The organism is Hydrocoleum sp. CS-953 (genome assembly GCF_002260545.1).
GTDB lineage: Bacteria > Cyanobacteriota > Cyanobacteriia > Cyanobacteriales > Microcoleaceae > Trichodesmium.
The window spans coordinates 1-15,313 of the sequence record NZ_LGSU01001464.1; the positions used below are offsets into that span (position 1 = coordinate 1).

The 15,313-nt window shown below is 36.0% G+C and carries 11 protein-coding genes and 3 pseudogenes; 7 read left to right on the forward strand and 7 right to left on the reverse strand.

The window, feature by feature from the left end; genetic code table 11:
- The first annotated feature begins 232 nt into the window (after window positions 1–232).
- From plsX to fabD, 3 genes and pseudogenes are all read left to right on the forward strand, one after another.
- Complete coding sequence (plsX, locus tag AFK68_RS31410) at window positions 233–1,267, forward strand: phosphate acyltransferase PlsX (RefSeq protein ID WP_094678020.1); 1,035 nt, start codon at window positions 233–235, stop codon at window positions 1,265–1,267.
- An 845-nt stretch (window positions 1,268–2,112) separates the two neighbouring features.
- Entirely contained in the window at window positions 2,113–3,123 is a 1,011-nt protein-coding gene (locus tag AFK68_RS31415) for a beta-ketoacyl-ACP synthase III (RefSeq protein WP_094678022.1), read from the forward strand.
- Between the two features lie 1,709 nt (window positions 3,124–4,832).
- Window positions 4,833–5,715, forward strand: a pseudogene (gene fabD / locus AFK68_RS31420) (ACP S-malonyltransferase).
- A gap of 1,037 nt (window positions 5,716–6,752) precedes the next feature.
- On the opposite strand, the gene AFK68_RS43725 reads toward fabD, so the two are convergent.
- Window positions 6,753–6,878 (reverse strand): hypothetical protein, encoded by a 126-nt coding sequence (locus AFK68_RS43725; protein WP_256386693.1) that lies wholly within the window; start codon window positions 6,876–6,878, stop codon window positions 6,753–6,755.
- A gap of 206 nt (window positions 6,879–7,084) precedes the next feature.
- On the opposite strand from AFK68_RS43725, the gene AFK68_RS31425 reads away from it, so the two are divergent.
- From AFK68_RS31425 to AFK68_RS31435, 3 genes are all read left to right on the forward strand, one after another.
- A complete protein-coding gene (locus AFK68_RS31425) occupies window positions 7,085–7,720 on the forward strand; it encodes a 1-acyl-sn-glycerol-3-phosphate acyltransferase (RefSeq protein WP_094678024.1) in 636 nt (211 codons plus the stop codon).
- 130 nt (window positions 7,721–7,850) lie between these two features.
- The gene (locus AFK68_RS31430) at window positions 7,851–8,090 is read left to right on the forward strand and encodes a hypothetical protein (RefSeq protein ID WP_094678026.1); all 240 of its coding nucleotides are present in this window, start codon (window positions 7,851–7,853) and stop codon (window positions 8,088–8,090) included.
- A gap of 120 nt (window positions 8,091–8,210) precedes the next feature.
- Entirely contained in the window at window positions 8,211–8,519 is a 309-nt protein-coding gene (locus AFK68_RS31435) for a DUF2288 domain-containing protein (protein ID WP_094678028.1), read from the forward strand.
- Here the strand turns inward: AFK68_RS31435 and AFK68_RS31440 are convergent.
- The 3 genes and pseudogenes from AFK68_RS31440 to AFK68_RS47190 all read right to left on the reverse strand — a co-directional run.
- A complete protein-coding gene (locus tag AFK68_RS31440) occupies window positions 8,504–8,998 on the reverse strand; it encodes a YdcF family protein (protein WP_143438487.1) in 495 nt (164 codons plus the stop codon). The genes AFK68_RS31435 and AFK68_RS31440 overlap by 16 nt on opposite strands.
- 1,620 nt (window positions 8,999–10,618) lie before the next feature.
- The coding region (gene chlP, locus AFK68_RS31450) for a geranylgeranyl reductase (RefSeq protein WP_143438488.1) at window positions 10,619–11,487 on the reverse strand (869 nt) is incomplete at its 5' end.
- A 1-nt stretch (window position 11,488) separates the two neighbouring features.
- A pseudogene (locus AFK68_RS47190) lies at window positions 11,489–12,041 on the reverse strand (FAD-dependent monooxygenase); the annotation flags it as partial.
- Between the two features lie 585 nt (window positions 12,042–12,626).
- On the opposite strand from AFK68_RS47190, the gene AFK68_RS47195 reads away from it, so the two are divergent.
- Window positions 12,627–12,791 carry a hypothetical protein gene (locus AFK68_RS47195; RefSeq protein WP_210407724.1) on the forward strand — a complete coding sequence of 55 codons (165 nt, stop codon included), beginning with the start codon at window positions 12,627–12,629 and terminating at the stop codon, window positions 12,789–12,791.
- Window positions 12,792–13,327: 536 nt separating this feature from the next.
- Here the strand turns inward: AFK68_RS47195 and AFK68_RS31465 are convergent.
- The 3 genes and pseudogenes from AFK68_RS31465 to AFK68_RS31475 all read right to left on the reverse strand — a co-directional run.
- The coding region (locus AFK68_RS31465) for a serine/threonine protein phosphatase (RefSeq protein WP_143438489.1) at window positions 13,328–14,179 on the reverse strand (852 nt) is incomplete at its 5' end.
- A gap of 1 nt (window position 14,180) precedes the next feature.
- A pseudogene (locus AFK68_RS31470) lies at window positions 14,181–14,665 on the reverse strand (SpoIIE family protein phosphatase); the annotation flags it as partial.
- Window positions 14,666–15,193, reverse strand: a complete 528-nt coding sequence (locus AFK68_RS31475) for a PAS domain-containing protein (RefSeq protein WP_371357642.1) — start codon at window positions 15,191–15,193, stop codon at window positions 14,666–14,668. It abuts the pseudogene before it with no gap.
- Window positions 15,194–15,313: the final 120 nt, after the last annotated feature.

Here is a 15,313-nt window from a genome sequence, read left to right on the forward strand (position 1 = left end):
AATTCTTATGATTGATAGTTACTAAGTCAAAAAATTTAAGTAATATAAGTCATGTAAATCAACTTGCAAAATTACACAATTTATGGTTTAGGGGAGAATATTTTTTTGCTTTTATGAATTAGCTTAATGTAATATAAAGCCAATTTACTATAAACCAATTTTTCCCAAGTGAAAAGTCAATAAATGTTCAATTAACTGATAAAATTTTGAAGGTTTCTCTAACTTTTGATAAATGGCAATAATACCTACACGAATCGCAATCGACGCTATGGGTGGGGACCACGCCCCATCAGAAATTGTTGAGGGAGCACTCAAAGCTCAAGAAGCTTATGGTGTCAAAATATTGCTAGTTGGCGACCCTCAGAAAATTAAAGCCTGTATACATCACAAATCAAACCAACCTCTGCCAGAAATAGTTCCTGCTGAAGACATAGTAGAAATGCACGAAGAGCCTTTGACTGCTATTAGGCGCAAGTCCAAGGCATCTATTAATGTAGCTATGAACTTAGTAAAGGAGAAAGAAGCAGATGCTGTAGTTTCCGCAGGTCATTCAGGAGCTGCAATGGCCTCTGCTTTACTACGTTTGGGACGAATACCAGGAATTGATCGCCCTGCAATTGGGGCAATTTTACCTACTATTATTCCGAAAAAACCAGTCTTGATTATGGATGTGGGAGCAAATGTGGACTGTCGCCCTAAATATTTAGAGCAGTTTGCAGTTATGGGGACAATTTATAGTGAATATGTTCTGAGGACTTCCGACCCAAAAGTGGGACTACTTAATATTGGGGAAGAGCCATCAAAAGGCAATGATTTGGCAGTACGAACTCACCAAATATTGCAAGAAAATAATCAAATTAAATTTATTGGTAATGCAGAAGGTCGTGATGTTTTATCTGGTGAATTTGATGTGATAGTTTGTGATGGTTTTGCAGGTAATATCTTATTAAAGTTTGCGGAGGCAGTGGGTGATGCGGTACTGCAAATGATGAGGGAAGAATTGACACCTGGTCTGAGTGGGAAAATAGGTACTGCAATATTACGACCTAATTTAAAAAGGATGAAGCAAAGAATAGATCATGTAGAACATGGAGGGGGATTATTATTAGGAGTAGGAGGAATTTGTATTATTAGTCATGGTTCTTCTAAAGCACCAGCTATATCTAGTGCAGTTCGTTCAGCAAAGGAAGCTGTTGAAAATAGAGTGCTGGAACGAATTAATTCTAAGTATGTACCGGAAAGTAAACAGTCAATAGTTAGTAATTAGCAATTCTGATATTATAGCTATTAGATTATTGTTTCTAAGCTCTAAAAGCTAGACTTAAAAGCAAAATATTTTTACTGATTTTCTGAATTTTCATTATTTAATATTTGGTGAAAATCATTACTTGAAAAAGACGAAAATTTAGAATTTAACTGTTTCAATTTTATTCAGTTTATTTATTAAGATATAGCGGTATTANAGTGTATTTTAGCTTTTATCTATATACCTTTTCCCTATTGCCTAAAATTAAAAACTTGTCTAAATTCTTGATTTGAGAAAAGCTAAGTACCTGGTAAGAAAGTTGAGTTAATTTTAAATTAGTAGAAGTTAGAATTAAGGGCTGATTTGTCAACTTAGCTAAAAGTATTAATATTAACTAGCTTTTAGTAATTTGGAGTTTAATAGGTAATAACGAACAAAACCTAAGTATCCCTAAGAAAGAAATCAGTCTCTTAATATTGACTTTATTAACCAGCTCTAAGAGTGGCTAGGAAAAAATTACTTTTGACAGTAATTTGATATTTAATTGTTCCTATCTACTGCTACTTATATAAGTTATATAGTCATTCTGAATAAGACTGGGACAAGTGTTTCTTTCCTTGAAAGGGTTGGAGCCAAAAAAGTGTTTCATCCTGATTTGAAATGACTATAATGGTGACTTACTAAACTTGACTCTGAGTTCTTCTTGTTAGGATGTTACCAATAATTTTCCTCCTTTCAAAAAGCTTTTATAAATCGTGAGGGAAAACAAAACAAGAAAATTTGCAGTATTAAGGTATAGATTCAGGAAAGGTTGATAAAAACCAGTAAGTAATACTAGAAAACCAATAATAATTAAAAACTGACAGATGAAAAATATAGGTGTTTCCATAATTGGAAGTGGTTCCGCCATACCAAAAGTATTTCTAGATAATCAACAATTATCTCAGATAGTAGATACTTCTGACGAATGGATCAGTTCTCGCACTGGGATTAGTCAACGACGACTGGCAGATACAACAGAATCATTATGTAGTCTGGCAACTCAAGCATCCTTAGCAGCTATTGGTCAAGCAAATATTACTGCTCAAGATATTGACCTGATTATTCTGGCTACATCTACTCCAGATGATTTATTTGGCACTGCTAGTAAAATTCAAGGGGAGTTGGGGGCGACAAAAGCAGTCGCCTTTGACCTGACTGCGGCTTGTTCTGGTTTTGTATTTGGTCTAGTCACAGCAGCACAATTTATCCGTAATGGAGTTTATCAAAATGTCTTGTTAATTGGGGCAGATATTCTCTCCCGTTGGGTAGACTGGGAAGACCGAACTACCTGTGTTTTATTTGGAGATGGGGCAGGTGCAGTGGTTTTACAAGCTTCAGAAAGCGATCGCCTCTTGGGTTTTGAACTTCGTAGTGATGGTAGTCAAAATGGCTGTTTAAATCTTTCTTACCAACCTCAAGCAAAGGAAATAATTGAGGGAGTAAATGTTAGTCAAGGTACTTATCAACCAATAAGTATGAATGGGAAAGAAGTCTATCGTTTTGCAGTACAAAAAGTACCAGAAGTGATAGAAAAAGCTTTATTTAGAGCTAATCTTGATGTGGAGAAAGTTGACTGGTTGTTATTACATCAAGCTAACAAAAGAATAATTGATGCTGTTGCTAATAGACTGAAAATTCCCTCGGAAAAAGTTATTAGTAATCTTAGTAATTATGGCAATACTTCTGCAGCTTCTATACCTCTAGCTTTAGATGAAGCTGTTAGAAAAGGTAAGGTTAAATCAGGGGATATTATTGCTGCTTCTGGTTTTGGAGCTGGATTAACTTGGGGGGCGATAATTTTTGAATGGAGCGGTATTAAGTTAAGTCAAAAGTAAACATTCAAAATTAATATCCCCTGTATAACTTTTTCCAAACTACAATATTTAGGGAGTTTTATTCTAAAACTGTCAGGAAAATAAGCTCAAAAATTTTATTCTACCATAATTGAAGTAGTAGTCAGCACTCAGCTATTAGTAAGCTTGTGAGAGAAGAACTGGCTTATCAGCTTCTCAAGGTGTATAATTAACTATTTAAATTCTCATTAACACGCACCACTCGCTTTTCTCAATAAGTTTAGGAGACTGAAACCCTCGAATTGTTAGCTAACATCTAAAATGCTCTTTGCGGAGCATTCTTTCATTAATTAATAATGGATAATGACCTCTGGGTTAAAACCGTAACAGAATTGAAGATCGGGAAATCTGATTAACGGATAATGAACAATGAATGATGGAGAGTAGTGGACCGACACAGCTAAAACTGTGCATTAGGGAGTAGGGGAGTGGGGGAGTAAGGTAGGGACGTTGCATAAGGGCGTCCGTACGGGAGANGGACCGACACAGCTAAAACTGTGCATTAGGGAGTAGGGGAGTGGGGGAGTAAGGTAGGGACGTTGCATAAGGGCGTCCGTACGGGAGAAAGACTATTGTTGGGTTTTGCTTCCATGCTACGCAACGCTAGGGCGTTACATGTCGCGTTAGCGAAACAACCCAACAAAAATCTATTGCACCATTTAAGGTCTGTCAGTCTAGTAGATTATAAAAACTCTTTCTAATTATCAATTATCCATTGAAACGGAGAGGCTTTAAAACCAAATTGATTAATTAGAAATTATCCATTGGTAAAGAAAAGCTGATAGCTAGTTAAATGGAAATAAAGAAGGATAAGTAGGTAGGCTGAATTATCAATTATTCATTGAAACGGAGAGGCTTTAAAACCAAATTGATTAATTAGAAATTATCCATTGGTAAAGAAGAGCTGATAGCTAGTTAAATGGAAATAAATAAGGATAAGTAGGTAGGCTGAATTATCAGTCCAAGAAAACATATTGGGAACTGGGTTATAGGTTCTTTTTCAGATTTTTTGTTTTAACTTTTATTTATGCCTACCTACTTAGATACAGGTAGCAAATAAGATTTTAGTGGCAATTAATGAATTGCCACTACTTCGGAAGTATAAATTTATAATGTTCTTTATTCTAAGATTTTTGGTAGTGCATCAGCAAAGTGTGGGATAAGTCGCGTATGGCTCGCTAATATAATCTCAAAGCACTGATATATAAAGGTTAAGCGCCCAGANGTGTGGGATAAGTCGCGTATGGCTCGCTAATATAATCTCAAAGCACTGATATATAAAGGTTAAGCGCCCAGATGGTCGCCAAGGGGGTGCCAATTTTTTAGCCTTTGAGACTAAAAAGTTAGGACAACTGGCAGAATTGCACAAAAAGATACAGGTACAATTATTCCTGCAAATGTTCGGACGTTTTCCCACGCTTCCCACACTCCCCACACTCCCCACACTTCCTTGACGCACTACCGGATTTTTTGAGTGTTTTTTCAGATTATTAGTATATAGAGTAGATTCCAGATTAATGTGGTAGAACTGAAGAAGCAAATATTTTTTTTGTTGTTCCCTACTTCTTATTCCTTACTTCCTAAAACCATCAATATATGTACTTGATAAAGTAGGAAAATGCTGTATAAGTTCTGATGTAAGTTTAGGGGTTAAAAACAAATTTTTCCATAGTTAAATTTATAAGCTAAAAATGACAAAAACAGTATGGGTGTTTCTTGGAAAAGGTTCTCAAAAAGTTGGTATGGGAATAGATTTATTAGATTTATCTTCTGCCAAAGAAAAATTTCACCAAGCACAAGAAATTTTAGGTTGGTCGGTAACAGAAATTTGCTAAAGTGAAGAAGAAAAATTATCTCAAACTCTCTATACTCAACCTTGTTTGTATGTAGTAGAAAGTCTATTAGCAGATGAAATGTTTACTCATTATTTTCAACCATACTTAGTTGCAGGTCATAGTTTGGGAGAATATGTTGCTCTTTATGTTCCTGGAGTATTTGATTTTGAGACAGGATTAAAATTAGTTAAAAAACGTGCCGAACTAATGAATAATGTCACAGGTGGACAGATGGCAGCTTTGATGGGATTTGACCAAAAACAGCTTGAAGAAGAACTTCAGCAAACCCCTGGTGTAGTTTTGGCAAATGATAATAATTCTGGTCAAGTTGTGATATCTGGTACACCAGAAGCAGTAGACACTTTGCTTGGTAAAGTTAAGACTAAAAAGGCAGTTAAATTAAATGTTTCTGGGGCGTTTCATTCTCCTTTAATGGAGTCTGCATCTAGGGAATTTCAACAAATATTAGAGTCTGTAGAATTTGCTGATGATAAAGTACTAATAATTTCCAATTTTGAACCTACTGCTACTTACAGATGCAGAGACAATAAAACAGCGTCTTGAGCAACAAATGACAAATGGTGTGAGATGGCGCGAAACATCTCTAGAGATGGAAAAAGAAGGAATAGAAAAAGTTATAGAAATAGGTCCGGGAAAGGTACTTACTGGTTTAATTAAACGAACTTGTTCAGGTTTAAAATTGGTAAATGTGAGTAACTTAGAGGAAATAGGGAAATAGCTTTAGGGTTAGTCGTGTTGATTTTGAAGAGATATAATGAATAAAGCAAGTATTCATTTAACTTTTACTACATTTTAAACTCATTATTGAAAATTTCTCAATTGCTTTTTCCTTATTTAAAAGTAATATAACTAGCTGATAGCTAGTAGCTGACTACTGAATACTTGCGATATTTCAGAAAATATTGCCTGATACAAAGCCTGAGAAAGATTTGTCAAAAATTTCTAACTAAATCTTATACCAATTCCCATGCATTAAGGCTATACTTGAGTGACACTTCAGTTATCAAGTAATTAACACAAATAAAATAAATTATTCCCTAATNCCATGCATTAAGGCTATACTTGAGTGACACTTCAGTTATCAAGTAATTAACACAAATAAAATAAATTATTCCCTAATTATTATCCAGTTCATGTTCATTATTCTTCTGTGTACGGACGCCCTTATGCAACCTCCCTTCCCCCCTCCTCCCACACTCCCCACACTTCCTCATCCAATCAAATATAGCAAGATTTTTGAGAAATGGTATTAATCTGTAAGAATTCAGCCGTCAGCTATAAGCTATTGCTTTTAGTTGGCAATAAAAGCTTTATTTTTTGAGAATAAACTCTTACTACAAAAGCCAGTGTTCTAGTCTATATTCCTTTAAATCTCCTCCTTAAGGTTGAAGCTTTTGTTGCTGTTTGCGTAGCATTCCTTAGGATGAGCTGACAGCTAATAGCTGTTTCGCTTGCTTCGCTGCGCAACATTCCGCAGGAAATGCTTACCAAAAAATGAGGGTATGTGCCTCCCCTTTTAAGGGGATGAAAAAAATATTTAATTCAGTATTTCAACCCTCCGACTGAAGTCGGAGGTTCACTGATAACTGATAACTGATAACTGATAACTGATAACTGAAANGAAAAAAATATTTAATTCAGTATTTCAACCCTCCGACTGAAGTCGGAGGTTCACTGATAACTGATAACTGATAACTGATAACTGATAACTGAAATGACCTTAACCTTTAGATAAAATTATATTAATAATGATAATTATCTGCTCAGTTGTGGGGTATTTTTAGCAATACCAAACCTAATAAATTGACCAGGAAAATTTTTTCTATAATTAATACCATCCTGTCTAAAAAGGCGATCTGCTAATATTAGTAATTGCTTCATTCATTAAAAAGCTGATAGCTGACAGCTATCTATATAGATGTTTGTGCAGCATTCCACAGGAAATGCTTACCTGGATTTTACATTATTCCTGTTCTCCATTCCCAGTTAAGTATCCCCTAATTATATAGATATTTATTGTACAATTGGGACGAAAAATGCTATAGGCTATATGTAAAGTGACTTACTTAAAATTCAGATAAAATCCTGTGACTAGAAATCGTGAACCAGTTAAGAATTTAGTTCTTTATCGTTTATTAAAATGGTCAGTAATAGTTCCTATACTTCGTTTTTACTTTCACAGTAATATTTATGGTGTCGAAAATGTTCCACAACAGGGACCTTTAGTCATAGTTAGTAACCATGCTAGCGATTTAGACCCTCCAATTGTATCTGTTTCTGTCAGAAGACCTGTTGCTTATATGGCAAAGGAGGAATTATTTGATGTGCCAATTTTGAAACAGATAATTAACCTATATGGTGCTTATCCTGTAAAAAGGGGATCGGCAGATAGAAGTGCTATTCGTTCGGCTATGAATAGTTTAGCAGAAGGATGGGCAGCGGGTATCTTTCTACAGGGAACTAGAACTCCTGATGGTAGAATTACAGAGCCAAAATTAGGTGCTGCTTTAATTGCTGCAAAGGCAAAAGTACCTTTATTACCAGTTTGTATTTGGGGTACTCATGCAGTGAAGCGTCAAGGTTTGATGGCTAATTCTGTACCAATAACTGTCAGAATAGGACAGGTTATACCTCCTCCTGAATCAACTAAAAAAGAAGAGTTAGAGTTAATCAGCCAGAAATGTGCAGATATAATTAATAAAATGCACGATTTAGGACGTTAACTAGAATTTAGAATTCAGAATTTAGAATTTAGAATTTAGAATTTAGAATTTTCAGTTCAAATTACCTTATAATACCAAATCTGGGTTAACCTGCTTTGAGCCAACCGCGAAAACCCTGTAGAAAACTTTCATGCAAGGTCTTTACCAAAAAATAAAGGTTTCAAGCCTCTCCTTTAAAGGAGAAAAAAGCGGTCGTTTGCGGAGCATTCCGTTAGGATGGGATGGCGAGGTTTCCCGCTCTTACAGAGCCGCTCCGCTTTATATGTCGGCGACAGCCGAAACGCCATATCCAATCGACCAAGAGAAGAAAAAAATTTCCCTTTTAACCGAATCCTATCTGTTTCAAGAAGAGGTAATTATTAATTATTAATTGTTGAAAAGGTGAGACATAACAGGGATATCTATACCCGATTTAGTATAATTCTAAATTCTACATTTTAAATTCTCAATTATACTGACTGCTTATTTAATAAATTTAGTTAGAAAGAAAATGGAAGATATTAGAGAAAAATTAGCTGAAAATTTGGACGTGGCTGAATGGAATTGGTTAGTACCCCATGTTAAACGTGATTCTGTAGTAATTATAGACCAAAAATTGGATTTGCTAGATGTGGGAGTGGCGATCGCTTCTGATAATACATCTTCTGTGCAGGACTGGATGAACCAACAACTTATTTATAAACCCTCAGCAGAACAATTATCGATTTGGAATAGTAATGATACTAAAAAGTTTAATGCTTTGATAGTACAGCCTTTTGTTTTAATCCAAGAACCTGTGGAAACTCAAGGAGAGAATTGATGGAGCAAATTGGCCCCCGTATAACCAGTAGTTAACCAAACAATTCCTCTAATTCCATCTCGAATCACTTTTTCGATAGGTTCAGGCGATCGCCCAGAGGGAACTGGTAGGGGTTTAAAAGAAATACCCCTACTACCCAAAATAATTTGGCCAATAACTGTAGCGCGACGCATATGGTCATCGGAGGTAACTAAATAAACACTCGTAATACCTTGGGATTTTAACTTGTCTACTATTGTTGTGAAATTAGTTACAGTATCCACAGCATCATAGTCTAAATGTAAACGGGTTTGTGATATGCCAGCTTGGGAAAATAACCACTCTGCATATTCTGGGTTAGTGCCAGAAGAGACCCAAATATCTAGATGAGGATGTTGCTGGGCAAACTCTGCGGCAAATACTTCTCTTTCTATAGCCCCACCAAGTACCAATAAAGCTTGGGGAGGTTCAATACTACCTGCAAATTGCTGGTAACTAATCCAAAAAGTCANTGATATGCCAGCTTGGGAAAATAACCACTCTGCATATTCTGGGTTAGTGCCAGAAGAGACCCAAATATCTAGATGAGGATGTTGCTGGGCAAACTCTGCGGCAAATACTTCTCTTTCTATAGCCCCACCAAGTACCAATAAAGCTTGGGGAGGTTCAATACTACCTGCAAATTGCTGGTAACTAATCCAAAAAGTCACCAAAAATCCTACTAAAAACCAGGAAATTCGAGAAATCTTCAATCCTTTATATAATTCTTTACTAGAAACTACTCTCAAAACCATATCTTTAAAAATAAAAAAACCATCTGTAGTCTTACAGATGGAAACAGTTTCAATATTAATATTCAAAAAGTATTATCTACCATCCGGAGTAGGAAAGTGTGGGAAGTGTGGGGAGAAACTACAATCAGAGGAGTTTAATTAACTGTTTGGGAGTTCGAGCTTCCCATTAAGCAGTCGAAGCAAAGATAGGGGAAAGGCAAAAGATATTAATTACTTCTATTGAACCACATTAACCATCTAATCTGGTGTAATATCAAATCCTGTTAAACAGTTATAGATTGGTTAAGTCTTTAGGAGTCAGGAGAATAGAGAATAGAGAATAGAAAATAGAGAATTACAAATATTTAGTAGTTATGACTAGCGGATTTGATATAACTTCTGCCTAACAAAACTATTCTGTATTCCCAACAACCCCTAGAAAAGTATAATTTGATAGTCAAATACCATCAAACTTTCAAACTTTTTACTTTTGAGCAAAAAATTTTGGTCTCAAGCCTCCTGTTTCAGCGGTCCGTACTGATAAGTGATAACTGAATTTACGGGACTGGCGCGATTCGAACGCGCGACCTAGCGCTTCAGATTTGTGTGAGTTTCCCCACTCTCTGGACTATCCCTTCACCATAGCTGTAATAGCTTTAGGTGGTGGCCTAGTTTGAGGAAAATTTAATTGGTCCTCAAAACTCTAGTCTCTGCACCTTCTTTACCAAAAAGAGGTAAAGCTTGGCTCAAGATTACCTTATCTATATATATTAAGACTTAGGCTTCCTTGAGTTTGACCACATTCACTCACGGAGTTTCCTCACATGGTGCCCGATACTTCAGGAGGCGCTTGCTCTATCCATCTGAGCCACAGCCCCATGATTTCAGTTATCAGTTAGCCTCCTATGGTCGTAACTGCGCAATTCAGTTATCAGTTTTTAGTAAAACCATTAGTAGTTTAAGACAAATGTTTCTTAATTTAACTTAAATAATAAAACCACACCTTAAATATTTGGGAGGATTTTAAGATTAACTTAATTAAACTATAATGACTTGAGAAAAAACTGTAGGGGTTTGGTTTCCAAATCCTATTTTTGCTTGGGTTTGGAGACCATCCTTGGGTTTGGAGACCATCCTTGGGTTTGGAGACCATCCTTGGGTTTGGAGACCATCCTTGGGTTTGGAGNGGTTTGGAGACCATCCTTGGGTTTGGAGACCATCCTTGGGTTTGGAGACCATCCTTGGGTTTGGAGACCATCCTTGGGTTTGGAGACCAAACCCCTACTATAATTACGGCTTAAAAGAGGAGCATTCCGTCAGGAAATGCTAAAAGCTGATAGCTACTAATTAAGGTGCTAAAGCATGACCCCGGAGCATACTACCAATAGTTTTAGCAGTAATCTTCATTTGAACTAAAGGATTAGCAGGTACAACAGTCTTGTACAAATAACTATCAAAAGTTAATTTCTGTACATCCCGGTCAGCACACATTTCTACAAATGCTTCGCGGGTAGCATCAGAACGATAGAATACTGTCTGTAAAATATCCAATACTTTGTAAGTCATGCCATACTTTTTATCCCACCGCTTCAGATAAAGTTTCAAATCTGCTTCAGTCGGGATAATAGCACCATTATTAGAAGTCTCGACAATAGTTTCAGCACACATCCGAGCAGACTTAGCTGCAAAATATATACCTTCACCAGAAGACTTAGTGACAGTACCTGCAGCATCTCCCACTAAAGCAACTCTACCACGAACTCGACGAGGGCGAGGATGTTCAGGAATGGGGTGAGCTTCTACCTTGATAATTTCCCCACCTTCGAGGCGTTTGGCTGCACGGGCCCGAATACCTGCTTGTAACTGTTTAATTCTGGCCTGGTTAGGTTTCATTGTACCAGTACCCACAGCAACATGGTCATATTTAGGGAATACCCAAGCGTAGAAGTCTGGGGACACATCATCCCCCACATACATTTCTGCTAGGTCTTCATAATATGCCATGAGATGGTCAGGGAGACGAATACGTTCTTGGAAGGCGATCGCGTAATTATAATCTCCAGCATCAATAGCTTTAGCTACACGGGAATTTGCCCCATCTGCTCCAATAACTAAATCTACTTTTAAGGTTTTGGCTGTTCCTTGGACTTCTCCTTCTGAATGGTCAGAGTAATGGATAGTATAGGGGTCTCTATCATTAGTAGGGATATCCAGTTNGGAGACGAATACGTTCTTGGAAGGCGATCGCGTAATTATAATCTCCAGCATCAATAGCTTTAGCTACACGGGAATTTGCCCCATCTGCTCCAATAACTAAATCTACTTTTAAGGTTTTGGCTGTTCCTTGGACTTCTCCTTCTGAATGGTCAGAGTAATGGATAGTATAGGGGTCTCTATCATTAGTAGGGATATCCAGTTTATAAACTGTACCATTAATTAGGTTAGCTCCTAAAGAAGCTGCGCGGTCTCTAAGGAAGCCATCTAATACTTCCCGACGGCACATACCTATATATTCATGTTCTTTTTCTATATGGATATCTACCTCAACATTGGAGGGAGATATCATTTTCATTTTTCTAACCCGGCGATCGATAATTTCTGATGGTAGGTCAAATTCGCTGACCATACATAGGGGAATAGCTCCACCACAAGGTTTGGCGTTATCTAATTTACGTTCAAATAAATAAGTTTCAATGCCTGCTTTTACTAAAGTCTCGGCAGCAGAGGAACCCGCTGGACCTGAACCAACAACAGCAACCCTTAAAGTCAAAGGTCTTCTCCTTAATCTTTTTTCTATATACAAGTATGGGATGGTATCACGGACTGAGGTTTCGTGGGTGGTTTTGTCGGGGTATGTGAAGAAAATGCAATAGACCTTAATATTTTGATACTAAATTAGCAGGAGTCAGGAGTCAGGAGAAAATTATGGTGGTTAATAGGGCGTTGCATATTTATGGGATGAATTATAGTTTTGCAGAAAGAGAGACTAAAATATGGGATTTACTTTTTCCTAAAAGATTCATCCTCTGATTCAGTTTGACTGATGATAGTCTGACTCAATAGCATCTAGCTTTTTTTTACTTTGGGTAATACTATGGAGGAATGTGCCAGAAAGTACAAGGGTTTTTGTCGTCGCTATAGGTCTAAAAAGAAGTCCCCTAGAAAATGCCACTGGGGTAGTAGATTTCTAGGGAATGTTGTTTTTGGGCTTGGGGGGAAGAGGCGATCGCTAACTAAACCTCAGTTGCCTCTTTTTGTTATCTCACTGTGCCAGTTATCGGAAAACTCGGAACTGACAAGGGTTTTGAGTAAATTTTTTAGGGCAAGTAAAGATAATGAACTTTAACCGGATGCTTTGCTGAGAATTGAAAATGGTGGGCAGTCAATTATTAGTGAGGATGGCTATGTGGAAGGTGCGCTAGAATTAATTGTGCAAATTGCTGCCAGGAGTGTTTCTATTGATGTAAATGATAGACTTAAAGTCTATCGTCGTAATCAAGTTCAAGAGTATTTGGTTTGACAAGTTGAGGATGGAGAAATTGATTGGTTTCGGTTAACAAACAATGGGGAATATATTCAGCTTGAACCTAATTCAGACGGAATAATTTGTAGTGAAATTTTTCCGGGTTTATGGTTAGATAAAACAGCTTTATTAGCAGGAAATTTAATTAAAGTGATTGAAGTAGTACAACAGGGGTTAGCTACAGTAGAACATCAAAATTTTGTGGATAATTTAAGTAAGGAAGAAGGAAGAGGGAAGAAGAAATAAGAAGCAAGGAGTAAATATAGCTATAAGAAATGATTAGTGAAAAAAACTTTAGGGGTGTCGTCTTTTCATCCCATTTTTGCTTGGATTTGCAAACTAAACCCTTATGATAAAATGTTACTATCCTATTTCCTATTGTTTTAGGTTTGGAAACCAAATTACTACTAATGCACTATTTTAGTTGAAACTGTCCACTACAAGTTTTGCTAATGATGAATCTTAGACTAGGTAAATATTTTTCCAACTATCCCCTATTCCCTATTCCCTATTCCCTATTCCCTGCTATATAACTAACAATATTCTATATTTGCTTCCTTCTGTTTTTCCCGCAAATATTGAACTAAATCTTCTATCAAATTGCGACGAATGGAAATATTTTTTGGCAATAAAGGATTTTGATAAAATTCATTAATTTTTTGCCCTACCAAAAATAAAATAGAATCAGCTTCCAATATTTCTTTTGCCAACATTGCAGCGCCATTTTTATCTGAAGGCAACCTACCAATATCGCAATGACACTTTTGCAAAATTTCTGTACATTTGGAAATAGTTAAAATTCCTTCCGTTACTAAATCTATTCCACTTAACTTACCGATAGGTGGCATTTCTTTTGTCATTGTAGTAATATCCATTTCAATAGTTTCCCCCAGAAAACTTGCCACAATATTTCCTGTTGTGCCGCCACAAACTACTCTCCGACCACGAAAATCTAATAATTTTTCTACATATTCAAAATCTCTATTTTCATCTAGAGGCGGACCTGTAAATATCATTACTGGATTTCTCTTTCTAACATAAATTCCAACAAAAGAGGCATCATCCCCAATTTTGCCTCCATAGAGATTATGAGTTTTTTTAATTACATTTTGAACAATATTTCTCGCAGTATGAGTATGATTAATAAATAAACCTTCGATATGTTTAGCTATATTATCCCAACCCCAACCAAAATTTAAACTAACTCCCAAACCTGCATACAAAACTCCATCACTAATAGCTCCCAAAAAATCACCTTTTTCTAGCTTCCCTTCAGAAAAAGTTATTTTCTTATCTAATATTTTTTCCGTTCTAGCCTCTAATTTAATTAACTTACCTTTTTTTAAATAGAAAACGGGTTTTCGGAACTTTTTTTGCCTGCTGCTNCCTGCATACAAAACTCCATCACTAATAGCTCCCAAAAAATCACCTTTTTCTAGCTTCCCTTCAGAAAAAGTTATTTTCTTATCTAATATTTTTTCCGTTCTAGCCTCTAATTTAATTAACTTACCTTTTTTTAAATAGAAAACGGGAGGATTATCAAAATTTATAACTAAAAATTTATTATTCTTGGGATTAATTTGAATAACTGTAAAAGTCGCATAAGCAATTTTTCTAACTTGACAAATAGGCAAAGTACCGATGACAGTTTCTATCACTTCTTCCAAAGAAATATCTTCGGTATTCAACATATTAATCAAAATTTCTGTAGTTAAAGTAGCCAAAATATTCGCTTTAACTCCACTACCCAAACCATCAGACAAGACAACAATATTTTTATTCTCTGCTTTGCGAAATTTAACTTGGTCTCCACATAATTCTTCGCCTTTTTTATTTAAACTAAGGTTGTAAATGTCTAAAAAATTTTCCATCTAGACAGTCTCCTGATTTACCATTTTGATTATTTTTAATAAACTAACCTTCGTTTCTGCAGTTGTTTCTCCTAATAATCCGGCTATTTCTTGCACTACTTTCATTTGATGGTCTACTACTTCATTGACTTTACTAACTGTTTCGTTTCTTAAATTAATCATTTCTTGTTTTCGTTGCCATTCATGGGTAATATCAACCATGATACAAGCAATTAAATTTTGGTCGCGAATCGGAAATATGACTTCTTTGACATACAAAATATCAGTTTCTGAATTTTTATGATGTTCCAGGTCATATCTTTTTTCTCTACCCCGAATTACTTCATCTTTTTCCCACACTTTTTGGAAATCTTTTAAATCTTCTAAAATGGTAGATGCAGGTTGACCAATGGTCTCATTTTGGTTAACATTAAACATCTTACAAAATGCGGGATTAACCAAAGTAATATTCATCTGAGTGTCAACAACAATTAAACCATTAGGGTCATATTCCCAGATAATTTGCCAGATATTTTTTTCGTTAGTCAAAATAATTTACTCCCCTGATTTATTAGTTATCAGTTGATTGTTTGTTATAATAGTATAGCAAGTAACATGGAATAGTTGGGAAAATATTTCCGCTGTCTAAATTTATCATCAGTCCTTGAT

Coding starts and splice junctions, on each gene's coding strand:
- AFK68_RS31430 (WP_094678026.1), top strand. CDS start 7,851: ATGCAAGGTCTTTACCAAAAAATAAAGGTTTCAAGCCTCTCCTTTAAA.
- AFK68_RS31435 (WP_094678028.1), top strand. CDS start 8,211: ATGGAAGATATTAGAGAAAAATTAGCTGAAAATTTGGACGTGGCTGAA.
- plsX (WP_094678020.1), top strand. CDS start 233: ATGGCAATAATACCTACACGAATCGCAATCGACGCTATGGGTGGGGAC.
- AFK68_RS43725 (WP_256386693.1), bottom strand. CDS start 6,878: ATGAAGCAATTACTAATATTAGCAGATCGCCTTTTTAGACAGGATGGT.
- AFK68_RS31415 (WP_094678022.1), top strand. CDS start 2,113: ATGAAAAATATAGGTGTTTCCATAATTGGAAGTGGTTCCGCCATACCA.